Source organism: Moorena sp. SIO1F2, assembly GCF_010672755.1.
In the GTDB taxonomy this organism is placed as follows: Bacteria; Cyanobacteriota; Cyanobacteriia; order Cyanobacteriales; family Coleofasciculaceae; genus Moorena.
Window position 1 is genome coordinate 1 of sequence record NZ_JAAHFV010000062.1, and the last position, 23,918, is coordinate 23,918.

19 protein-coding genes are annotated in these 23,918 nt (G+C 44.5%); 11 read left to right on the plus strand and 8 right to left on the minus strand.

From position 1 onward, the window contains the following. Positions 1-335: 335 nt before the first annotated feature. The 4 genes from F6J94_RS10710 to folP all read left to right on the plus strand — a co-directional run bounded on the left by F6J94_RS10710 (position 336) and on the right by folP (position 4,621). Positions 336-464 (plus strand): hypothetical protein, encoded by a 129-nt coding sequence (locus F6J94_RS10710; RefSeq protein ID WP_293039709.1) that lies wholly within the window; start codon positions 336-338, stop codon positions 462-464. Positions 465-526: 62 nt separating this feature from the next. After that, entirely contained in the window at positions 527-2,677 is a 2,151-nt protein-coding gene (locus tag F6J94_RS10715; RefSeq protein WP_293039712.1) for a polyribonucleotide nucleotidyltransferase, read from the plus strand. 259 nt (positions 2,678-2,936) lie between these two features. Beyond that, on the plus strand, positions 2,937-3,662 hold the full coding sequence (gene tpiA, locus F6J94_RS10720) for a triose-phosphate isomerase (protein ID WP_293039715.1): 726 nt from the start codon (positions 2,937-2,939) through the stop codon (positions 3,660-3,662). A gap of 98 nt (positions 3,663-3,760) precedes the next feature. After that, the gene (folP, locus tag F6J94_RS10725; RefSeq protein ID WP_293039718.1) at positions 3,761-4,621 is read left to right on the plus strand and encodes a dihydropteroate synthase; all 861 of its coding nucleotides are present in this window, start codon (positions 3,761-3,763) and stop codon (positions 4,619-4,621) included. Positions 4,622-4,719: 98 nt separating this feature from the next. Here folP and F6J94_RS10730 read toward each other — a convergent pair whose 3' ends face one another. From F6J94_RS10730 to F6J94_RS10740, 3 genes are all read right to left on the minus strand, one after another. After that, complete coding sequence (locus F6J94_RS10730; protein WP_293039721.1) at positions 4,720-5,517, minus strand: stomatin-like protein; 798 nt, start codon at positions 5,515-5,517, stop codon at positions 4,720-4,722. A 70-nt stretch (positions 5,518-5,587) separates the two neighbouring features. Continuing rightward, positions 5,588-6,904 (minus strand): transposase, encoded by a 1,317-nt coding sequence (locus tag F6J94_RS10735; RefSeq protein WP_293039724.1) that lies wholly within the window; start codon positions 6,902-6,904, stop codon positions 5,588-5,590. Between the two features lie 147 nt (positions 6,905-7,051). After that, a complete protein-coding gene (locus F6J94_RS10740) occupies positions 7,052-7,684 on the minus strand; it encodes a DUF4340 domain-containing protein (RefSeq protein WP_293039727.1) in 633 nt (210 codons plus the stop codon). 413 nt (positions 7,685-8,097) lie between these two features. Between F6J94_RS10740 and F6J94_RS10745 the strand changes: the two genes are divergently transcribed. Together F6J94_RS10745 and F6J94_RS10750 are read left to right on the plus strand one after the other, a co-directional pair. After that, on the plus strand, positions 8,098-9,777 hold the full coding sequence (locus F6J94_RS10745; protein WP_075902092.1) for a S8 family serine peptidase: 1,680 nt from the start codon (positions 8,098-8,100) through the stop codon (positions 9,775-9,777). Between the two features lie 124 nt (positions 9,778-9,901). Then, positions 9,902-11,194 (plus strand): tetratricopeptide repeat protein, encoded by a 1,293-nt coding sequence (locus tag F6J94_RS10750; protein ID WP_229415412.1) that lies wholly within the window; start codon positions 9,902-9,904, stop codon positions 11,192-11,194. 76 nt (positions 11,195-11,270) lie between these two features. On the opposite strand, the gene F6J94_RS10755 is transcribed toward F6J94_RS10750, so the two are convergent. Continuing rightward, on the minus strand, positions 11,271-12,506 hold the full coding sequence (locus F6J94_RS10755; RefSeq protein ID WP_075902090.1) for a methionine gamma-lyase family protein: 1,236 nt from the start codon (positions 12,504-12,506) through the stop codon (positions 11,271-11,273). Positions 12,507-12,582: 76 nt separating this feature from the next. On the opposite strand from F6J94_RS10755, the gene F6J94_RS10760 reads away from it, so the two are divergent. Continuing rightward, complete coding sequence (locus tag F6J94_RS10760; RefSeq protein ID WP_293021119.1) at positions 12,583-13,404, plus strand: fatty acid desaturase; 822 nt, start codon at positions 12,583-12,585, stop codon at positions 13,402-13,404. Positions 13,405-13,732: 328 nt separating this feature from the next. Further along, positions 13,733-14,470, plus strand: coding sequence for a response regulator transcription factor (locus F6J94_RS10765; protein WP_070394338.1), 738 nt, complete (start codon positions 13,733-13,735; stop codon positions 14,468-14,470). A gap of 135 nt (positions 14,471-14,605) precedes the next feature. On the opposite strand, the gene chlP is transcribed toward F6J94_RS10765, so the two are convergent. Further along, on the minus strand, positions 14,606-15,829 hold the full coding sequence (gene chlP / locus F6J94_RS10770; protein WP_075906354.1) for a geranylgeranyl reductase: 1,224 nt from the start codon (positions 15,827-15,829) through the stop codon (positions 14,606-14,608). 380 nt (positions 15,830-16,209) lie between these two features. Next, the gene (locus tag F6J94_RS10775) at positions 16,210-18,018 is read right to left on the minus strand and encodes a tetratricopeptide repeat protein (RefSeq protein ID WP_075902086.1); all 1,809 of its coding nucleotides are present in this window, start codon (positions 18,016-18,018) and stop codon (positions 16,210-16,212) included. 1,015 nt (positions 18,019-19,033) lie between these two features. On the opposite strand from F6J94_RS10775, the gene F6J94_RS10780 reads away from it, so the two are divergent. Together F6J94_RS10780 and F6J94_RS10785 are read left to right on the plus strand one after the other, a co-directional pair. After that, on the plus strand, positions 19,034-19,198 hold the full coding sequence (locus tag F6J94_RS10780; RefSeq protein WP_158069714.1) for a hypothetical protein: 165 nt from the start codon (positions 19,034-19,036) through the stop codon (positions 19,196-19,198). Further along, positions 19,195-20,202, plus strand: coding sequence for a glycosyltransferase (locus F6J94_RS10785; protein ID WP_293039733.1), 1,008 nt, complete (start codon positions 19,195-19,197; stop codon positions 20,200-20,202). The genes F6J94_RS10780 and F6J94_RS10785 overlap by 4 nt, the downstream gene beginning before the upstream one ends. A 76-nt stretch (positions 20,203-20,278) precedes the next feature. On the opposite strand, the gene F6J94_RS10790 is transcribed toward F6J94_RS10785, so the two are convergent. Then, positions 20,279-21,517 (minus strand): DUF445 family protein, encoded by a 1,239-nt coding sequence (locus F6J94_RS10790; RefSeq protein WP_293039736.1) that lies wholly within the window; start codon positions 21,515-21,517, stop codon positions 20,279-20,281. A gap of 488 nt (positions 21,518-22,005) precedes the next feature. On the opposite strand from F6J94_RS10790, the gene F6J94_RS10795 reads away from it, so the two are divergent. After that, positions 22,006-23,100: a RuBisCO accumulation factor 1 gene (locus F6J94_RS10795; protein WP_293021110.1), complete on the plus strand. Its 1,095-nt coding sequence runs from the start codon at positions 22,006-22,008 to the stop codon at positions 23,098-23,100. Positions 23,101-23,222: 122 nt separating this feature from the next. On the opposite strand, the gene F6J94_RS10800 is transcribed toward F6J94_RS10795, so the two are convergent. Then, entirely contained in the window at positions 23,223-23,870 is a 648-nt protein-coding gene (locus F6J94_RS10800; protein ID WP_293039739.1) for a class I SAM-dependent methyltransferase, read from the minus strand. Positions 23,871-23,918 lie beyond the last annotated feature (48 nt).

Sequence of the window (23,918 nt, forward strand, 5' to 3'; positions counted from 1 at the left end):
TGTACTGAAAAAAATTGTTAAAATTTAAGTAAAATATATGTCTATTAGTGATAGTATTCAGTAGGATTGAAAGTCTTAAAAACCGCTGATGTGACTCCAGAATAAAATTGGCCGCTGTGAAAAACCAAGCAACCCTAGGGCGTGTTTTCAAAGTTTTCCGCAAGATTATGATCCCCCCCAGCCCCCCTTAATAAGGGGGGAGCCATTCTCAAAGTCCCCCTTTTTTAAGGGGGATTTAGGGGGATCTCCGAGTTTGAAGACACGCCCTAGGCGTCAAGGAGTTGATCCCTTAGCCAAACACCATCAAAAAGTATAGCGTTTCCTAGTCTAATCAGGTGCATAGAAATTTTTTCATTCCTCCGCAGCTCCCTGTTCCCAGATCCGCTGTTCCCTACTCCCTACTCCCCACTCCCTACTCCCCACTCCCTACTCCCTACTCCCTACTTAACACCCCCCCCGAGTGATAAATGCTACGATTGCGACAGAACGAGAACAGTGATCAAACAAAGAAGGAAAAAGTACCGAAATGGTAGAGATAGACAAGTCAATATCCTTTGATGGACGGGATATTAGACTCAAAGTAGGTCTACTTGCCCCTCAATCTGGTGGTTCAGTAATGATACAGTCGGGGGATACAGCAGTTTTAGTGACAGCAACTCGTGCCCCTGGTCGAGAAGGGGTCGATTTTCTGCCCTTGGTAGTTGACTACGAAGAAAGACTCTACGCAGCAGGTCGGATTCCAGGTGGTTTCCTAAGAAGGGAAGGCCGTCCTCCAGAAAAAGTAATCCTAACTAGCCGTCTAATTGACCGTCCCTTGCGTCCGTTATTTCCCAGTTGGCTACGAGATGATATACAGATTGTAGCAACTACCCTGTCTATGGATGAACAAGTACCGCCAGATGTTTTGGCAGTTACTGGTGCATCAATTGCTGTCTTGCAGGGCAGCATTCCCTTCTATGGACCAATGGCAGCGGTACGGGTAGGGTTACTCGGGGATGATTTTATGATTAATCCCACCTACAAAGAAATCGAAAACGGCGACTTGGACTTAGTCGTGGCTGGTTCCCCACAAGGGGTAATTATGGTGGAAGCCGGTGCCAATCAATTACCCGAACAAGATATAATCGAAGCCATCGACTTCGGCTACGAAGCGGTACAAGACTTGATCAAAGCCCAGCAAGACCTGCTTGAGGAGTTGGGAATTGACATAGTGATTGGCGAACCTCCAGCCGTAGACTCGAATCTAGAAGAATTTATCCGCGATCGCGCCACTGACAAAATTAAAGCTGTCCTTTCCCAATTTGACCTGGACAAAAACCGTCGGGATGTTGCCTTAGATGAGGTTAAGGACAGTGCTGTCAAAGCAGAAATTGCCCAACTCACAGAAGATGACCCAATCCGTGTAGCGGTTACGGAAAATAGCGCATTAGTCGATAAGCTGTTCAAAAGCCTCACCAAAAAACTGATGCGTACTCAGATTGTGGAAGAGGGAGTGCGCGTAGATGGTCGCAAGCTAGACCAAGTGCGTCCTGTCTCTTGTCAAATCAGTCTATTACCTCAGCGAGTTCATGGTAGCGCTTTGTTCAACCGAGGACTAACCCAAGTCCTATCCACAGTTACCTTGGGAACACCTGGAGATGCCCAAACTCTAGATGACCTTAACCCAGAAGATGAGAAGCGCTATCTGCACCACTACAATTTCCCACCCTTTTCTGTAGGGGAAGTCAAGCCATTGCGATCGCCCGGACGGCGTGAAATTGGTCACGGAGCCTTAGCTGAACGAGCATTAGTGCCAGTGTTGCCCCCTCAACACGAGTTTCCCTATGTGATCCGAGTGGTATCGGAAGTGCTCTCCTCCAATGGTTCCACCTCCATGGGCTCAGTTTGTGGTTCAACTCTGGCCTTGATGGATTCAGGTGTACCCATTACCAAACCCGTTAGTGGTGCAGCCATGGGTTTGATCAAAGAAGGAGAGGAAGTCCGCATTCTCACCGATATTCAAGGTATTGAAGACTTTTTGGGTGACATGGACTTCAAAGTCGCTGGTACCGATACTGGCATCACGGCTTTGCAAATGGACATGAAAATAACTGGTCTGTCCATGGATACGGTAGCCCAGGCCATTGAGCAAGCCAAACCTGCCAGACTGCATATCCTAGAAAAGATGCTGGCGGTGATTGACACACCCTCCACAGACATGTCACCCTTTGCTCCTCGCCTCTTAACCATGAGGATTGATCCAGAGTTCATTGGTACCGTGATTGGTCCAGGGGGTAAGACAATTAAAGGAATTACCGAGCAAACTGGGGCAAAAATCGATATTGAAGATGACGGTACAGTTACCGTATCTGCTATGGATGGGGACAGAGCCACAAAAGCGATCAATATCATCCAAGGCTTAACCCGCAAGCTGCATGAAGGGGATGTCTATGTTGGTCGTGTCACCCGGATTATTCCCATTGGTGCCTTTGTGGAAATACTTCCTGGCAAAGAAGGTATGATTCACATTTCCCAACTAGCTGACTATCGAGTTGGCAAAGTGGAAGATGAGTTAGCGGTAGGAGATGAGGTAGTTGTCAAAATACGGGAAATTGACAACAAGGGTCGTCTTAATTTAACCCGTTTGAACATTCATCCCGACGAAGCTGCGGCAGCACGGGAAGCAGCAGCGTTATAACCTAGCTAGGCTAGCTAGATGATGGTGAAGCGTCAGGAGCAGGGAAGCTTCTCAAGACTGTAGAGAACAGATGTAAGAAGCGTCTGGGGAGTTGGGGGAATAAATTGACCTTACTCTTATGATGCTTCCCTGAACTTACCCTAGGAGTATCGTCTGATCAGCTCAGTGAACAGCAAAAGTCTAACATTTCTGATATTGGCGTAAGTAAAAGCTTTAAACTAAAGAATGCATTATGGTTTAGAGATGATTTAGTTAAGCTGTGCGCAAAATTGTTATAGCTGGTAATTGGAAAATGAACAAAACTCAAGCGGAAACCGCTGAGTTTTTAAAGGGATTTTTGCCTGAGCTGGAGCAAACTCCCATAGAACGGGAGGTTGTTCTGTGTGCTCCCTTCACCGACTTGGGTGTGATGTCTGAGCATGTACAAAATACTCCTGTACAGATCGGGGCTCAGAATATTCACTGGGAAAATGCTGGAGCCTACACGGGTGAAATTGCTGGTGCAATGCTCAAGGAAATTGGTGTGCACTATGTCATTGTTGGTCATAGTGAACGGCGTCAATACTTCGGCGAAACTGACGAAACCGTTAATAAACGCCTTCACGCTGCTCAGCGTCACAGTTTGATTCCGATTCTGTGTGTTGGGGAAACTAAAGCACAACGGGATGCTGGTGAAACAGAAGAAATTATTACCAAGCAGTTGGAAAAAGACCTAGTCAACGTTGACCAGCAAAATTTAGTGATTGCTTACGAACCGATCTGGGCAATTGGTACTGGAGACACTTGTGATGCATCAGAAGCGAATCGAATCATTGGATTGATTCGCTCCTTACTCAAGGAAGCTAATGTCCCAATTCAATATGGTGGCTCCGTCAAACCCAATAATATTGATGAAATTATGGCTCAATCAGAAATTGATGGAGTACTGGTGGGCGGAGGAAGCTTGGAACCTGCGAGCTTTGCCAGGATTGTCAATTATCAGTAGTTGTAATTAGTCATTGGCTAATTGTTAATTGTTAATTGTTAATTGTTAGTTAGTTAATTGGTTAATTGCAATGGGCAATTTTCAATTCGCAATTAGCCATGATCTATATAGTGATGGATAAAGAAAAATTAACCATCCAGAACTATTCTTTCCACTGGGGCAAACGAACCTATATCATGGGTATCTTGAACGTTACCCCCGATAGTTTTAGTGATGGCGGAGTATATTATACCCCAGAAGCTGCCTTAAGGCAAGCTCAGGCTCTAGTAGATGCTGGTGCTGATATTATCGATATTGGTGGTCAATCGACTCGACCTGGTGCCGAGCAAATTTCCCTAGGGGAGGAACTGAAACGAGTTGTGCCTGTGGTAAAGGCAATGCGTTCAGTGGTGAAGATACCGATTTCTGTAGATACCACTAGAGCATCTGTGGCCAAGGCTGCGGTAGAAGCTGGTGCGGATATGGTCAATGATATTTCCGGTGGCACATTTGACCCAGACATGTTGCCAGTCGTAGCCCAGTTGGGGGTACCCATTGTGTTAATGCATATCCGAGGCACCCCCGTTTCCATGCAAAAACTAACTGACTATAAAGACTTAATTGGGGAAATCTATAGCTTCCTGGAGGAGCAGGTCAATGCCGCAATCGCAGAAGGAATTAAGCGATCGCATATTATTATTGACCCAGGCATTGGTTTTGCCAAAACCGCTGAGCAAAGTGTAGAGATTCTGCGGCAACTCCCTAGGTTTGATGCCCTTGGTGTACCGATGTTAGTAGGAGTATCTCGCAAAAGCTTTATTGGACGCATCATCAATCAACCAGACCCCAATGGTCGAATTTGGGGAACTGCTGCGGCTTGTTGCAGTGCCATTGCCGGTTCAGCAGACATCCTGCGGGTACACGATGTTAGCGAGCTCCTCGATGTCTGCCGTGTTGCTGATGCGATTTGGCGTGTGTAATGATTCAGCCGTCAGCTATCAGCTATCAGCGTGTCGCGTATCAGCTAATGGGCATAGCGCATATGCTTTGATGGGCTTTTCCCGAGAGTTTCAATGCCCTAATTACTATGACCCACAGATTCAGTTTGAAGCAAATCAGTCATAGCTTCGCTCAGTGCTTTTGGATCCATAAAGACGACTTTAGAATTGCTGCTTTCACCTAATTTTTCATTGGCTTCTACATAGCGTTGAGCGATCAAGAACTGTAGGACTTTCTGAGTATTAGCTTCCTCTTCAAGAGCTTTGGAGATCATTTGGATCGACTCCACTGTACCTTCAGCCTGTAAAATTTTGGCTTGTTTCTCACTCTTAGCAGCTCGCTCCTTCTCTAGGGCATCGATAATGGTCTGGGGTGGTTTAATCTCTTGCACCTCAACCCGCATGACCTTGACGCCCCAATCAGCAGAGGCATCATCTAGTTGTTGTAGTAAGGTCTGATTGATTCTGTCTCGAGAGGCATAAGTCTCGTCTAGTTCCAACTGACCAATGGTAGAACGCAGGGTAGTCATAACTAAATTTTCAATTGCCTCATGAACATTGTCTACAGCATAATAAGCTTTGTACATATCTAAAATTTGCCAATACACGATGGCATCGACTTCTACCTGCACGTTATCTTTGGTGATTGCCTGCTGGGGTTCAATGTCTAAAATCTGCTCACGGGTACTATCTTCTACGGCAATCTTGTCTATAAATGGAACTACATTGAAGTTAAGACCAGGCTCTAGTTTTTTACGATACTTACCAAAGCGTTCTACTAGAGCTTCATTTCCCTCTTGGACAACTTTTGTCGTACCGACGCTGTATCCAAAAGCTACTAAAACAATTGGGGCGAGTATGCTAAGAAGGATATCCATAGTGTTTAAGATCCTTTTAGGAGAATAATCAATTTGATGTTGCGGCTAGCATTTGCTAGAACTAACTTTATCAATAGAACAGCACAAAATTTGACACTCCCCGGTCGCGCATACGCGGGGATTCGTGAGAATTCCATAATCGTAATCTCACAGGCGTAGTCAAAGCGCCCCTACTGAGTTCCATCAGGTCAATGCCCATGGTTCCCGCTACTTTCCTGATAATGTTCATGGCTCCATTACAATCGGCATTCACATACCAGTTTTGAGCTGTGCGATATAAGCCACGCTTCAACCTTTTCCCCGATGGTTTCCAACTATCGGGTTTTTCACCGAATACGGGAATATCATCATTGTCTAGGGCTGATGCTTTGCTTGTATAGCTTTCCTCAGTCTCAATAAACTCAATGCCGTACAGGTCGCATAACTGGGCGATGCGTTTTTTGAGCCGTGCGGTGGGAATCTGTACAAACTTCTGGTTAGTCTTGCGACCCATGTTGGCACCGATTTTTTGTCCCTCGTTCCACCCGAAGACGATAGTCCCGATCCTATGCTCCAAACAGTGATTGATGACTATTCGAGCGGCTTTGTTGATGCCTTCTCTCATCTGTCGGTTACGCTTCTCTGTGATGGTAGCGAGTAGCTTTGTCCAGTAGGTTTCATTGTGCCCCTCTTTAAGGGTTGCCACGCGCTTGTTATACCACTGGTTCATACTTTTGATGTGCTTCCCATCAACGATGAAGCTATTCCCCAAGGTATCGACGCATGTTAGCCAGTTATCGATCCCATGGTCAACGCCCAGCGCTTTGGTTAGGTTTACGTCAATCTTTTGAGGCTCCATCTTATAGACGAATTCGGCATAGAATGCCCCATTCCTGGGAAGGATACGAACCTCTTTGATAGATGCCCAGTCTAGGTTAGACGGCATATCAATGAAAAATTCAGCTAACCCAAACCATGTCTTTACCTGCCTACCAAGTGGTAAGCGTATCTTTTCGCCAACTAATTTCAACCATCGCTTGGGATATGAAACAGTGAATAGTCCAGCCTTACGGTAACTCGGTGGTTTAGGTCGCTGGTCAAGAAATCCAGTCCAGAACAACTTATTGAGTTTTTGAAATGACCGAAATGACTCAGCTACACCGTTACAGACTTGCTGTGATGCACTCACATACATTGCCGTAAAGTGCCGATTATGTTTCATCTGGGCACAAACTTCAGCTCTACCCACAATTCGCTTGGTCTTGAACCAGATCTGCCTAGCGTAATAGACAGCGCAATTGTAGATTTTATTGGACTCAGTGCAGATGTATTTAAGGATGGCTAAAAGCTCTTTGTCTGGGGAGATCAGGCTCTGTTGGCATCCCCAATAGGATTGTTCTTTTACCATAAGTGAATTGTACTTGCGCCTTCGACATACATTAAGGCCGTGATTAGCTGCTCGTGTGTATAGATAACTTTCACTCTAGCGACCCCTCGGTTGACTGTCAAAGCTGTTATCAAAACTACGGAGAACCTAACTTCTGTGGATTTGGTACTAGTCAGTTTTTTCAGCAGCAGATGGCTTGTCTTCTTCAGCCTTGTCCTGATTAACCAGCCATTCTGAGAGGGGGCGTGAGACCGCATACTGAAAGTCCACTGGTACTAACAGCACCTCCGACTGCTCAGATTTGGAATCCAGTGGTAAGACTTGAGCATATAGGAAACTGCGAGTAAAGTCCAAGTTGCCTAAGATCAGCCTCGGACTGTCCTGATTTTTCAGTTTCACTGTTATAGTTGCTGAGGGCTTGTCCAATCCATACTCTGGAAGTTGGTCAGGGCTAACCGTCAGAATGCGATCGCTTTTCCCCTGAGCCAGCAAGTTCAACAAAAAGGAAACAACCGCATCACTAGCTGTCGCCTCTTTGGGCTTTTTCATCCGCCAACCCGATTCTGGCTCACTGGCTCGCTCAAATACTAACGTCTTGTCATCACTATTAACAGTAAACGATTGAATCTCGTCTTGAGTGAAATTAAATATAGGTTTTTTAGGGGTTTTAGCAGCTTCTCGCTTTTGAGAACCCTGAATTTCATAAATATATACACCTCCCCCCAGGAGGATGGCAGAAATGACTAAAATCAGAGTTGTCCGTTGTAGTTTCATGGGAGTGAACTGCATCGATCTAAACACAGCTTAATACTTTATAGGGATTCTCAATTGGGTGAGGTACCCCTCCCTTGGGGGTGCGCGGCAGTAGGGAGTAGGGAGTAGGGAGTAGGGAGTAGGGAGTAGGGAGTAGGGAGTAGGGAACAGGAACCCACCCCTAGGGTGTGTCTTCTTGCCTCGGAGATCCCCCGTTTCCCTTAAAAAAGGGGGACTTTGACTATGGCTCCCCCCTTTTTTAAGGGGGGCTGGGGGGGATCCAAATCTTGCGGAAAACTTTGAAAACACGCCCTAACCCCTCCCAGGAGGGGAAAAGAGGGAACAGGGAGAAAATCCTGTTTACCTCACAAATATGAGAAACGCTATAGCTAGATCTAGCGAAGTGTCTGGGAAATTGCTAAGTAGTGGGACATCAATCAACGCGCTCTGTGTAAACAATTATGAAAACTCCGATCCAAAAAACACTGGTATGGCTATTGGGTGGTATAAGTATCTCAGGGGTAATCGCGCCAGCCTTGGGATTAGATACATCAATCTCAGAAGCTGGTATTAATGTCTATCGGTTACACCAACCTCCCTATAATTTAACCGGTCGCAAAATTGCCATTGGGCAAGTAGAAATTGGTAGACCTGGATTATTTGGTAAGGATAAGGCCGCTATCAAGAATCGGACAGTAACTCCTGCCGGAGTATTTTATCGCAACACCCCCGCAAAACCTAATACCCATGTTGATGAACATGCGGCTATGGTAGCAGCTGTGATGGTTAGTCGAGACAAAGCCTTGCGGGGAGTAGCACCTGATGCAAAACTCTACGCTTCAGCAGTTGGCTCCCTGTCTAGGAGTGGACAACCAGAAGAGTGCCTGGCGGCTCAGCATATTGCTCAGCAAAATGGCTCAGATGTGCGGGCAATTAATTTTAGTTTTGGTGAATCCCTACAGCGGGACCCGAGGGAGGAAGCGGTGCTGGATGGCAATGCGCTGTTAACTCTATGTATCGATTGGTCAGCTAGGGTGCATGATGTCTTGTATGTGATTGCTGGCAACCAAGGGAAAGGGGGCATTCCGATCCCAACAGATAATTTTAATGGTATCAATGCAGCATACACAGCCAAGCGTCAGGGAGTTTTTAATAAGGTAGACTTTGCTAACTTGAGTGCTTTACCAGTTGGCATTGGTCGTCGTCTGATTCGGCAAGAAATTAATGTTGGTTCCCGCCGCTCGATTAATTTGGTAGCTCCTGGCAACAAGATATCGTTGTATGACCTCAAAGGTAAAGTGACTCAGGTCAGTGGTACCAGTTTTGCTGCTCCCCATATCACTGGTGCTGTAGCATTGCTACAGGAATTTGGTGATTCCGCTTTGCGCAAGCTGCGCTCAAGACAACAAAAACTATTCTTGATGCAGTCCCTCAGGGCGGAAACCCCCAATACCGGGCTGCATCGCTTGTGGATGAATTGGAGTACAGATTCCCGACGCCATGAAGTGATGAAGGCAGTGTTGCTTAATTCTGCTGACAAAATCCAAGATCTCGGTGATGGGATGCTACTAGGGATGAGTCGGACGATTCGCGCAAAGGATAATCACCACTGGTTAGAGTCTGATGCTTACCAAGACCCTAAAATTCCTCTGGATATGCAGATGGGGACAGGACATCTAAATGGGTTTCGAGCTTACCAGCAATTTAAACTAGGCCAATGGAGTCCCAGTGGCATTGGAGTGCCACCAGTGGGTTGGGATTACCGTGCTGTGGAGAAATCATCTTATCGGGACTATGTGTTGACAAAACCCCTAGCAGAAGGAAGTTTTATCTCCTTGACTCTGGCTTGGGACCGTTTGGTGGAGTTAGAGGATGAGAATAATAATGATGCTTATGATTTTGGGGAGAGTTTTCGCGATCGCGGTTTGAATAATCTTGACCTCTATTTAATGCCAGTGGGAGAAGAGGACATTACCAAAAGTGTCTGTGCTTCTATCAGTGAAGCGGATGCTGTGGAACATATTTTCTGCCAAGTCCCTGCTCAGGGTCGCTACAAAATTCGGGTTCAGTATCAACAACAGGTTAATCAGCCGTCTCAAGCTTATGCTTTGGCTTGGTGGACAGTTCCAGATCCCCAATGAGAAGCAAGATGGAGAAGATAGGGAAAGTTGGAAACTTTACTCACATCCGGGAAACTCATGAATTTTCTCAAATTTTACTCATCAACATTACAAAAAAAACAATAATAAACCAACTAAAGTAGGAATGGTAGTTGATTCAGAGTCAGAAGCAATGGAAGCAGAGTTTTACTACCGAGGAATAGATAAAATTCGTCAAGGAGACTTGAACGAAGCAATTGAGGAATTTGACAAAGCCTTAGAGATTAATCCGAACTTCGCCGAAGCCTACTATAAACGAGCTATGGCTCGCTTTGACTTAGGGGATAAACAAGGGGCGATCGCTGATTATACTAAGGCTTTACAAATCAATTCTGAAAGTATTGAAGTTTATTTCGGGCGAGGTTTGGCTCGATTGGCACTGGGAGATGCCACTGGAGCAATAGAAGATGCCAATCAAATACTTAAAATTAATCCTAACCAGCCTGCTGCTTGTAAGCTTCAAGGTAGTGCCTACCGTAAGTTAGGAGATAATCAGGCTGCGATCGCATCATTTAAACAAGCAGCTCAGCTCTACCTAGACCAAAAAGATAAATTAAATTGTCGTCGTTGTCTTGAGAGTATCAATCAAATTCAACAACAGCAAATACTAGCTTTAGGTCGATCACAGACTAAAGATTTCTGTCATCAAGCAATAAATAAAGTTAACACAGGCAAATACCGAGAAGCCTTGGAGGATTTCAACTGGCTGCTTGAGGTTGACCCAAAAAATGCTCAAGCCTATTGCTATCGAGGTATTGTTCACTGCAAACTTCGTAATTACAGCAGAGCAATTCAAGACCTTGGTCAAGCTATGGAACTAAATCCCCAAGATGCTCAGGTCCGTTACCATCGAGGATTAGTCCGCATTGAACTGGGAGATTACCGGGGAGCTATTGATGACTTGACCAAGTTACTACAAAGCAATCCGGAAAATCGGGATGTCTTGATTCATCGGGGTAATGCCTATATCCAGATGGGAGACTATCGGCAAGCCATCGAAGATTATTCCCGAGTTATTACTCTTAAACCCAATGATGCTCAATCATATCGTTATCGGGCAACCGCTCGTGAAAAGTTTGAGGATCTACGGGGAGCATTTGAAGATTATCAACAAGCGGCAAACCTGTATTTCGATCAACAAGACTGGACTAATTATCGGAAACTACTCGATAAACTCAAACAGCTACAGCCATTACAACTGACCGAGGGGTCGAGCAATCAAGAATCACAAGCACCATCAAATACTAAACCTAGTAGGGAGTTGCAACAAAGATTACTGAGACTGGTAGGAGGACAATCGGATATCGCAACACGCCTACTTGACTTGGCTAAAGGAAAATACCCAGGAATGCCAGAAAAGTGGTATTGGGAGAAAGTGATCAAGGATTTAGAACGATAGTGCTATAGTAATTTAACTATGGATAAGACTAGCGACAAGAATCATATGCGCTACGTGCAGGCTACGCCAACAGCTATCAGCTATCAGCTATTCCGATTGCTTCAATGGCAGCTTCTAATGCGATCGCAATATGAGTCCAATGGGTTCCGCCCTGACAAAACACAATATAAGGCTCCTTTAAAGGACCATCTGCAGAAAATTCCGACGTACTGCCATCAATAAAAGTCCCCCCAGCCATCACTAACTGACTCTCATAACCCGGCATTGCTGCTGGCACAGGGTCGAGGTAGGAACCTATCGGGGAATGCCGTTGTATCCCTCGACAGAAAGCGATTAATTTTTCCGGTGAACCCAACTCAACTGCTTGAATCACATCCCGACGGGGTACCATCGGTGGGGGATTGACAGGATAACCCAGTTCTGAAAGAGTATGAGCGATTAAATGACTCCCTTTGAGGGCTTCACCAACCATTTGGGGAGCTAGGAATAATCCTTGAAACAGCAATCGATTCTGATCGAAAGTCGCCCCACCTGAACTACCAATCCCTGGAGCAGTCAGACGACAGGTCGCCGCTTCAACTAAGTCAGCTTTTCCAGCGACATAGCCTCCAGCAGTAGCAATCGTTCCCCCAGGATTTTTAATCAAGGAACCCGCCATCAAATCTGCTCCTACTGCTGTTGGTTCTCGCTCTTCTACAAATTCCCCGTAACAGTTATCGACAAAACAGATAGTATCAGGATTTTGTTGTTTGACAAGCTTGACAATTTTTTCGATTTCTGATATTGAAAGACTCTTTCGCCAAGAATACCCACAGGAACGCTGAATGAAAACCAGGCGGGTATTCTCTCCTACCGCTGTTGCCAAGGCTGACCAATCTAAACTTCCCTCACTAGTTAGGGACAACTGGCGGTAACGAATCCCAAATTCTAGTAGGGAACCTTGACCATCACCTCGTAAACCAATCACCTCTTCCAAGGTATCGTAAGGGGCACCGGCAATCGCTAGCATTTCATCCGAAGGACGCAATACCCCAAACAGGCAAGATGCGATCGCATGGGTTCCGGATACAAATTGTACGCGAACAGCCGCAGATTCAGCTCCCATGACATCAGCAAATACCTGATCGAGAGTTTTACGTCCTAAATCATCATGTCCATAGCCTGAAACACTAGCAAAGTGATGCACTCCTACACGATGTGCTCGAAAAGAATTCAGTACCTTTTTGAGATTTTGCTTGACGGCGGTGTCAATACCATAAAAGATCGGAAATAGTGCTTTTTCTGCTGCTTGCAGCCTTTGAGAGCTGTTCATTCCCAAAATTCGCGCCTCGAAATTTTAGATCAAAGAGAGCGGGTTATTACAATTTGTATCCTATTAGACTTACTGCATGACAATTGCTACTTCAGATAATCATCGTTTAGATTGGGTCGTTATTACCTATATGGCCTTTATTCACCTAACAGCGCTGTTTGCCTTACTTCCGAGCAACTTTAACTGGACAGCAGTAGGCTTAATGATCTTTTTCCACTGGGTGACAGGGGGCTTGGGGGTAACTCTGGGATGGCATCGCTTAGTGACCCACCGCAGTTTTCAGACACCCAAGTGGTTAGAATACTTCCTAGTTTTCTGTGGTACCATTTCCTGTCAAGGAGGAGTGATCCATTGGGTAGGACTACATCGCATCCATCATTTGCACTCTGACACCCAACCGGATCCTCATGACTCCCATCAAGGCTTTTGGTGGAGTCACATGGCTTGGATGTTGCATAAAATTCCTGCTGATGAGCAAATTTCTAAATTCACTAAAGATATTTCTGGAGATCGGGTTTATCAGTTTTTGGACAAGTATTTTGTGCTTGTTCAAGTGGTTCTAGGACTGTTGCTCTATGCCATCGGTGGTTGGCCATTTGTAGTGTGGGGGATTTTTGTGCGGCTAGTACTGGTGTTTCACTGTACCTGGTTTGTCAACAGTGCTACTCACAAATTTGGTTATCGCACCTATGAGTCTAATGATTGCTCAAAAAACTGCTGGTGGGTAGCCCTACTAACCTATGGCGAAGGCTGGCACAACAATCACCATGCCTATCAGTATTCTGCAAGGCATGGGATGAAATGGTGGGAAATTGACCTGACTTGGATGACGATTCAGTTCCTACAACAGCTGGGTTTAGCCAAAAACGTGAAACTGATTAGTCCTGAACAGACCTAAGTTTCCCTAGGGTGGTACCTTGAGTGCTACCCTACTAGTTCCCAAGCTAAACAGTTATGAGGGCTGAGTCCTCAACCCTCCTGACTAGGAGAGTATAGCCAAGTTTCAACAGTGCAAGCACCAGGAATTTATCCTTTCTAGTCAGGACTCATGACTCTAGCACTCAGATCCAGGTAGTTTCTCGGAAAATTAGTAAATCTTAAAATTTCTTAGCTTTTGTTTACAACAAACGTAAAGTCTGCCTTTATAATCGTATAAGTATTGTTACTATTCTAAAATAGTTCTTATCGAACGTTAACGGATACACCTTAGCAACAACTCCTTAGTGATGCCCCGGATACTGGTCATCGATGACGACCCCGCAATTTCAGAATTAGTCACCATCAATTTGGAGATGGCTGGCTACGATGTTAGTCAAGCAATGGATGGCATCAAGGGTCAGGCTCTAGCTCTGCAACTGCAGCCAGACCTGATTATGCTAGACTTGATGCTACCCAAGGTAGATGGTTTCACCGTCTGCCAACGATTACGTCGGGATGAACGCACTTCCGATATTCCAGTATTGATGTTGACTGCCCTAGGTCAAACCCAAGATAAGGTAGAAGGCTTTAATGCTGGTGCCGATGATTATCTCACCAAACCCTTTGAACTCGAAGAAATGCTGGCGCGAGTGCGAGCATTACTACGGCGCACAGACCGAATTCCCCAAGCTGCTAAGCATACAGAAATCCTGAACTATGGTCCTTTGACCCTGGTTCCAGAAAGGTTTGAGGCGATTTGGTTTGATAAAACCGTGAAACTGACCCATCTGGAGTTTGAACTACTGCACTGTTTACTGCAGCGGCATGGTCAAACTGTTTCTCCCAGCGAAATCCTTAAAGAGGTTTGGGGGTATGACCCTGACGATGATATCGAAACAATTCGAGTGCATATTCGTCACCTGAGAACCAAGCTAGAACCTGATCCCCGCCATCCTAAGTACATCAAAACGGTTTATGGAGCAGGTTATTGCTTAGAGTTACCTAATACAGAAAAGACCCTAGAAGTGAATTCGGCGACTGCCTAGGATGAACTTGGTGATGTCAGAGCTACTACAAATCTATTTTCTGAAGCTAGAGGGGAAAGCCCCCGCCCTTAAGGCGGGGGTAAGCTTTATCGCCGTTAGTCAGTTGGCTACATCTCATCAAAAATTAATCAACTTCTAGGGAGCCAAGGCATTGCCCCGCAACAAGCTACCAATTGTCTTCGCTGTAATCTTCATTTGGATAAGAGGATTAGCAGGTACAACGGTTTTGTAGAGATAGCTATCGAAGGTCAGCCGCTGCACATCCTTGTCAGCGCACATCTCTACAAAGGCTTCCCGGCTAGCATCGGAGTTATAGAAAACTCGTTGTAGAATATCTAGGACTTTGTAGGTCATGCCGTATTTCTTATCCCAGCGCTTAAGGTAAAGCTTGAGGTCATTCTCTGTGGGGATACGGCTACCGCTGTTAGAGGTTTCCACAATGGTTTCAGCACACATGCGAGCTGATTTAGCCGCAAAGTAAATGCCTTCGCCAGAGGATTTAGTGACTGTTCCAGCAGCATCACCTACCAAAGCTACCCGACCAACTACACGTCTAGGTCTCGGATGCTCAGGAATCGGATGGGCTTCCACTTTGATAATTTTCCCACCCACAAGTTTCTTAGCCGCACGGGCACGAATCCCTGCTTGTAGCTTTTTGATCAGGGCTTGGTTGACCCTCATAGTGCCGGTACCAACAGCAACGTGGTCGTATTTAGGGAAGACCCAGGCGTAGAAATCAGGAGAGACATCATTACCCACATACATTTCTGCCAGGTCTTGGTAGTAATTCATCATGTTATCTGGCAGACTGATTCGCTCTTGGAACGCGATCGCATAATTGTAATCCCCAGCATCAATTGCTTTGGCAACCCGGGAATTTGCCCCATCAGCTCCAATTACCACATCTACTTTCAAGGTTTTGTGGGTTCCCTTGACACTGCCATCAGAATGGTCAGAATAATAGATGGTATAGGGTTGAGAGTTACTGGTGGGAATATCGAGTTTATAAACGGTGCCATTAATTAAGTTAGCCCCCAACTCAGCCGCACGATTGCGCATGAACCCATCAAGCACCTCGCGACGGCACATTCCAATATATTCGTTTTGCTTTTCTATATGGATATCAACTTCAATATCAGATGGTGAGATCATCTTCATGTTTCTCACTTGCCGGTCAATAATTTCTGGTGGCAGGTCAAACTCACTCACCATACATAGTGGAATCGCACCACCACAGGGCTTAGCATTGTCCAGCTTACGCTCAAACAAATAGGTTTCGATTCCTGCTTTAGCTAACGTCTCGGCAGCAGAAGAGCCTGCTGGTCCCGAACCAACTACTGCAACCCTTAGTGCTGGCATGTTTTCTCCCATGGTTTTTTAAGCTACGGAATGAATCCTATCATGGACTTTCCTGTGATCTGAACCTTCCCTAATATTTGGGGTCAAGTTGCAATACACCTTAACAAAAGTCCGTAACATTACTTAACAAGTCCTGCTGTGATTGGTCATTTTCATCGTTACTGGTTAATTGTTAAGGTGAATTATTAATTGTTAATTATTGTGTAATTTTTAGTAATTGTTATTGTTAATGGTTAATTCTTAATGAGACCGACCTTAGACCTGTTGGGAAATAAGAGAAAATATCTATAGTGTAGGCAACTCGGTAAAGTAATACCAATTCGTCAAAGTAGGACTACAGATGCAGATGGTCCGAGAGTCGAGTTTTGGAACTACTGAATTTAGCGTTTCAGTTTCTTCCGTGCCTGCTGACGTAGCTTCAGGGCATTCCGGTGGTTAGGTTCAATCTGGAGTGCCTTATTTAAAGAAGTGATTGCCTGATTAAAGCGTCCTAGTGTTATCTGAGCTTCCCCCTTAATCATCCAAGCCTCTGCCAAATCTCGTTGAAGTGCGATCGCTTTCTCCAAAGCCGTAATCGCCTCAACAGAACGACCCAACTTTTGGAGGGTTATTCCCTGTGAAAGCCAAGCTTCCGTTAAATCTGGCTTAAGGGTAAGGGCTTGGTTATAGAGTCTGAGGGCTTCTACAGACCGTTGCTGTTGGTCAAGGGCTTGACCAAGGCTCCACACAGCTTCTGGGTAGTTAGGTTTGAAATATAAGGCATCATTACAAGCAACAACTGCCATCTCCGGCTGTTGGAGTTTATTCAGACTGTAGCATCTGCCCCAATAGGCTTCCGCAAAATCTGCTTTTTTAGCGATCGCTTGGTCGTATAGTTTTAGAGCTTCCTGGTACTGTCGAGATTTCCGCAATTGGTCAGCTTCGTCTAAAAGTTGCTCCGCTGTGACCTTAGCCTCAGTACTATAGTCAGTCTTATATTCAGTGATATAGTCAGCCTTATAGTCAGTATTTTCACCAGTTGCTTGGGCAGATAGAAAAGTTTTCAACAGCACCAAGCCCACCCCCAAGATAGTTATCGATACAGTAATTAAGCCCAACTTCACCAATCGTTGCGGAATAGATAGTGTTGTCCGGTTAGTTGCTGAACCTCTCGAATGTTCGGTGATGTCAAGTTGAGGCGTAGTTCTACTTTGACTCCTGGTGATCATTGACGAGGGGACTGTAGTGTTTGCTAGCTTCCTAATGTCGGGAATTGGGAGTTCCATCCCAGACTGGCTTTCACCGGTAATTTCCTGAGTAGGGATTTCTTCCTCAGCTAATGACAACAGTTGCTGTCTTGGTAAACTAGCCAGTACCTCTAGAGCCTCAGCTGCTGTCTGATAGCGGTCACGGAAATCATAGCGCACCATAATGTCAAGAATATGGGCCAACTCTGGGCTAACCTGCTTTGCGTAGTGTTGCCAATCAATTTCACTAGTTGTGGGATTTTCCTTCAAGTTTTTGGGATGAACCCCAGTTAATGCCTGGATACCAACCATCCCGACAGCATAGATATCACTGCTAAAGCGGGGCCTTCCTGCCAATTGCTCATGGGGCATATAGCCCTGGGTGCCTATAGAAACCGTTAAATGAGTTTCCCCAGTTTCAGGATTAATGTTTTGGCTACTGACTTGCTTAACAGCACCAAAGTCAATCAGCACGATTTTGTCGTCCCCTTGGCGGCGGATCAGGTTAGAGGGCTTAATATCCCGGTGGATAATCTGTTGTTGATGGACAAAGGCCAATACCTGTAGAATATCTATTAATAAAGCAATCACTCGCTCTTGTGAACACGGATGACCCTTGACAAGTTCTCGATTCAAAGGTTGTCCTTCAATCAATTCCTGAACCAGATAAAACTGCTGATCTTCCTCAAAATGCGCCAGTAGGCGGGGGATCTGGTCATGATTACCTAGCTGGTAGAGAAATCGAGCTTCTCTATCGAAAAGGCGTCTTGCCATTTGCAGCGTTGCCGTCTGTTCGGTTTGGGGCAAAAGATGTTTAACCACACATTGGGGTTGATTTGGCAAATGTATATCTTGTGCCAGGAAAGTTCGACCAAACCCACCAGCTCCCAGTTGGTTGATAATTTTGTAGCGTCCGCCTACTAGGGCTTTTGCGGGTTTTGTCTCTCCAGATAAGGGGCTCATCGAGGGGTTAGTGATGACTACCTAATTATGATTCCAAATTTAGCTAATATACCATTGATTTGGATCCTAGAGCTAGTTAGATCACAAAGAAAGTTAACATTACCGATTGTTGAATTCGCCCTCAACTTCCTCAACGTTAACTTTTTCCTTGACTATCGGACATTAATAGACTTGTCCCTTAATAAGGGAAAGTAAGGATAAGTGACTCAAATGAGGGAGTAAGCTGTCACCCATTTAAATTGTGAATGGGGGCTGATGGGGGGATGGTCAGATGGGGAGATGGTCAGAGGGTAGACCGGCTTTTGCACAAGTGGCTCCATGGGAAATTTCAATAGAGCTCTGCGGAAAATACTCAATACCTCTGTGCAACTAGCTCTAAAAACGCGATCGCCAATTTCAATTACCAGTCAGTTTCTAGCTAAAAATAGGTACTTGAGCTAATTGATGTTAATAAATCAGCCTTTTTTTTTAAGAGGGTTATACTCATTTTTTAGTTCTACAAAAAACGCAATCAATTATTATAACGCCATTATATTGGGTGTATTAGTGCCCCAAATCTTAATCTCACTAACCAAAAAATACTGCTAATTATCTGTTCATACTTCCTGGGATTCTTTATCGATGATGTTTTGACAAACATCAGATGCACCCATCACCAACCAAGATGCGCTGCTCTACATGGATTTGAAATTGACCATAGCTGAACAAAATCCCATCAGAGTGCATAATACCCCATAAGACCAGTATTAAACCAGCCTTAAAACCCCCTACCCCCTTTTAAAATTACCAGTTCGTCGAGTATGCTATGGCTATAGCCTTTTGCCAGGAAAGTAGCTTGGTCGCAAGACAAGCGGTTGCTGAGGTCTACTTTCTGAGATCTTCTTCTAAAAGTCGTGCAAGCGATGCAGCGCGGTCTTGAGGGTTTCCCCAATGAGCGACTGCATCAAGACAAAGCGTAAAAAGTACGGCTGGCGATCGCCTTTTAGCTCTTAGCTCAGAGATTACCTCTGGGAGGATGTATGTCAGTCGATCAAATCATTACCTGAAACCAGTATTTCCCGACCAGACGTTTATAGAAGCAAACGTTTATAACTTAATCCAAGACTACCAACCGGATAATGCCAGCAAACTTTGGTCATTACTAGATTTCCATCTATGGTATAAAGAATTTATTTCATGAATACATCTGTCTCAGTAGTTATCACCACCTTTAATAAAGCCCAGTACCTCGAACAATCAGTAAAGAGTGTACTAGCGCAAACATTTTACCAGATTGAATGCATTATTGTAGATGATGGCTCTACCGATAATACCCGCAAAGTTGCTGATCAGTTAGTCCACTACCACCCACAGATACAGTACTTTTATAAAGACAATGGAGGTATATCATCTGCTCGTAATTTTGGCGCTGATAAAGCCACTGGAGAATGGATTCAATTCTTAGATGCTGATGATTGGATTCATGAAGATAAGATCAGATTCCAATTGAGCTGTTTAGAGGTAACTGGTGATAATGGTGATAATATAGTATTTTACTCAGACTATGAACGGGTCTATGTTGATCAAAACGAAAACATTATTGAAACCAAGCCTAATCCTGTTGGTTCTCTCACCAAAGAACAGCTAATCCAACGACTACTAATCTGTCCAGATTTTCTGGCAGACTCTCCTTTTCCCTTGTTACAGCAATCGATGCTGTTCAAGAAAAAACTCTTAGACCAGAGGAATTTTGATACTCGCCTGAAAGCCTGTGAGGATCGAGAATGGGTATTAGAACTTCTGCAACGGAACGTCAGATTTATCCATACTCCAATCATCGGAGCCTATTATAGAAAACACCGCTTCAATCTCACCGATAATAGCTCACTGATGCGGGATTCTTACATTAAGTATTTTGAAATTGTCTTGACAAATCACAAAAAATTAGTTAGCTTATGCCAGAAAAGTATTAAGTATTTGATAGAAAAAAGTTTTGAGGAAAAAGACCAGGAAAGTTTTACCAGATTAGCTAAATTAGTGGAATTACCAGTGTATCTGCTCAATGGCAAAATTCAAGTTAATCATCGTTGGTTATTAAATTTACTTTATTGGCTCAGAACGATGATACCAAACTTTTTACTATACGAAAGATACCGAGGGCCCCGTTCTCGTAAACTTTTATCCATCATTAGCCGTCGGTCTTAGCATATGGGATAAACCTCCCGTTGCCTAGAATCAGGCTCAGGATAAATCCTAGAGAGCATCCTGATTAAATTCCTGATTAAATTCCTCCTGTCAACAGCAGCAAGACTGTTTGAAATAGTCCCACCATCACTCCTAAAATACCCCCTAAATTCACAATAGCTTGTAATTCACTTTTCACTAAAGTCTGAATCGTGATTTCCATATCTTTTGGAGAAGTAGCGTTTACCCGTTCAACAATCACCTCATCAATAGATAAAATCGGAATCACTTCAGTCATAATTTTTTCCAAATCCTCCTCCAGGTAGCGCTCTATAACCAAGGCGAGTTCCTTGCTAATCATTGCCAAGGATGTAGTCATAATTGCTGACTCTCGGAGCCGATTAACAATTAACACAGACACCTTTTCCCAGTCAATAGATTGATTTAATCCTTGTATAAATCCAGCACCCCCCTCTTGAATATAAGCACGCACCGAATCCCGCATAGTTTTGCGTAGCTTTCTCACTGTTGACAAAGGCAGATTTTGCAATGAGACATTTTGCAACCATTCCCGCAAGCGATCGCGAGTTCCTAGAGCCACAATTAACTCTTCGATGCGAGCATTAGTCGCTTCTTTCTCGTCAAGGCAAAAGCTTCGCAGGCGGATCAAAGCATTGCGCAGACCAAATAAATTTGCCACCACCCAGTATGTCCCACTGGACTTTTCCCGAAAGTCTTCATCAATGATTTGAATGTTGCGGTCAGTTAGGAAATCAATAACTGCCTGTCGCAAAATATCTGGGGGTAGTACTACTTTTAAGATCCACTCAGAAAGCTTCCGAGCTTGTTCTTGATCCAGTTTAAACTCCAATAAAATCTGGTCAAAAACATGGTTAAGTTGGGCTTCTAGGAAATCCTTACGACGAGCTAAGACTTTGAGCATACGTGGCAACGATTCCCCGATCAAGTCTCGGAGAATCCCAGCAAGAATATGAGCTGTTTTCTGTTGCTTATCCGACCGGACTTGATCTAGCGCTAAGTTTAATAGCCACAAGATCGCTGCTTCCACACGTTCAGTATGCAGCAGACGCTTTGCCAGACGCTGTAACTCTGTTGGCGTCAGCAGAGACCCCATAATAGTGTCAGCCACTCGCTTAGCCAGCCGTTCCTGGTTGCGGGGAATTAAACCTGGTGTAAAAGGTAGCTGACGCTTACCGATGTAAATTGGTCTGTAGGGACGGAACAACATTTTGATGGCTAAATCATTGGTGAAATAGCCAATAATTCCCCCAGCTATAGGAGGAACAAACAACAAGAAAAAGTTAAACAGATCCAAAACAAAAATCGAGTTGTGTAGAACTTAAAAAGCAGGTAATCTGCAAGTTTAAAGTATGATGGATAAAGTCAGAAGTGTACACTAGTTATAGCATTTATTAAATAGGTGAGGTACCCCGCCCTTGGGGGAGTAGGGAATAGGGAATAGGGAATAGGGAATAGGGAACAGCGAATAGGGAATAGGGAATAGGGAACAGCGAATAGGGAAAAAATCCTGTCTACCTCATTACTATAAAAACCGCTATATATGGCTGCGGTTCCTTAACAATTAGTAGGTTTGAGGATTAATTTAAAGATGCACCATCCCTCACCTTTATCCTTGCTGCCTTTACACTTACTATCTTCATCTTTTATACTTCAAGAATTGATTTCATGCCCAATATCTATTGTAGGCTTTTTCCAAAAGTGACATCCTCCCACACTAAACCCTAACGGGATATAATACACATTGCCGTTGATGGCACGGTTCGTTTTCTTTTTGTTTAAACCATGACTGAAGTACCACCAGGCTCTCCTGAAAGTCACCCTCAAACCAATTCAGAACAGATAAATGCTGAAGATTTATTAAACTTACTGCGGCGCAAAGAACGCAACTGGGTGGAGTGGGGTAAAGCCTGTCAGCAGCTACAAAAAGCTGGCTACAGTTCTCAGGTAATTTTTGAAGAAACTGGGTTTGAGCCAATTCAACAGAATCAAGTGATGGTGGCATCTCAGGTTTACACAAGTTTGATTACAGTGGGGGTGTCCGATGAAGTGCGATCGCGTTTTGAGACTAGCGGTAGCGATTCCCTGTACGAGTTGCGGATTCTCACCCAAGAGGAACGAGCTGCTGCTGCTGAATTTCTCGTTGCTAGAAACTTGAACTCCGAAGGAGCCCATGAAGTTGCCAAAGCAATCAAGACCTTTTCCCGCAGAAGCCGTCCACCGGAGGGATTCACCAATCATCCTGGTGATGCTGTTGCCTATCAGTATTGGAAACTTGCCAAACAACACAATGATTTGCAAGAACGTTCTCGTTTGATTGCTCGAGGCTTGATGTTTGCTCATACTCAACAAGCCCGGCAACAAATCGAAGAATTACTCACAGGAATCTTTGGTAGCACTCAGCGTCCAGCCCCCAGATTACCCATATACCGCCTCGAAGCTGAAGAAGATTTACCCCGCTTGCTTCCCGTAGTGGGATCCTTACCCCTGACAATAGCTGATCTCAACCAGGTTCCTAAAACTGACTATACCGGTGCTTTCAGTATAGTTAAAGGGCTTCGAGAGCAGACGTTCGTCGCAATACCCGGCTGGCAGGTAGTTTTAAAGGCACAAGATCCAGTAGTGATTTTGTGTAACAGTAATCAGCTGCCTATTCAACAGAATAACAAACCTGAAGAGATTTTGCTTATTATTGACCGCTCACAGCAGCAGTGGGATGGGGACAGCTACTTTTTGGTTGAAGAATCAGGACAGTTGGAGATTAAGTGGTTTCCAGATTCTCCTGATATTAGTTTTTTGGGACGCCTCATCCTAGTATTACGACCGAAAAAAATTCTGGATGAAGCCTTGAGTCAAGATGTCTGGCAAATTGATGAATAATTAGTCATTAGTTATTAAGTTAGTTAATTGCTGTTTTGTTGACTCTTGACTATTGCTTTTTTGTTGACTTTTGACTCTTGACTATTAAAAATTACCCTCAACAAAACCCTTCATAAAAAGGCTCAATTAGTTCGATTAGCCAGTACTGCATAGAATGGATCGCCTCCAGTGATCCCAAGCTGTAGCAGAAAAGTAGGAAGCGGGGAGGGTCGAGCCACAACCTCAGGCGAACTAAATCCAGGAATAGACTGGTAATAGGTTTTCACTAACTCCACTCGACTTTGCTCGCTACCATCTCGCCAAGACTGAATCGCCTTTTGAAAAAACATTCGGTTAGAAAAGCTAACAATTGCTATTCCCCCTGGTTTTAAGACGCGATGAATCTCAGCAAAAACTTTTTCGGGGTACTGAAGATACTGAACTGAAACAGCAATCAGGACAGCATCAAAGTCTTGGTCAGGCAATGGCAATTGCTGATTTTGATTCAAGTCTTGGATAAAGTAGTGATTAAGTCTAGGATTTTTGACCAATTCTTCGCCATTCATCCCATGCCCCTCAACATGAGCAAACTCCATGTCTTCTGGTAAGTGAGAAACCCAACTACTCATAAGATCGAGGATGCGGGTGTTGGGTTGTAGTCGCTCCCGGTAGAGGTTTACCAGCTGATCGATAAAGCCCTCATCGACATGAGTCACAAACCGTGGAAATGAATAGAACAGAGCATCATCGCTCTCATCCAATTTACTGCGTTGAAGGCGCTGGTAGATCATTGTATGAGCTAATATCTATATTCTTAACAAGCTTAACAAGATAGATAA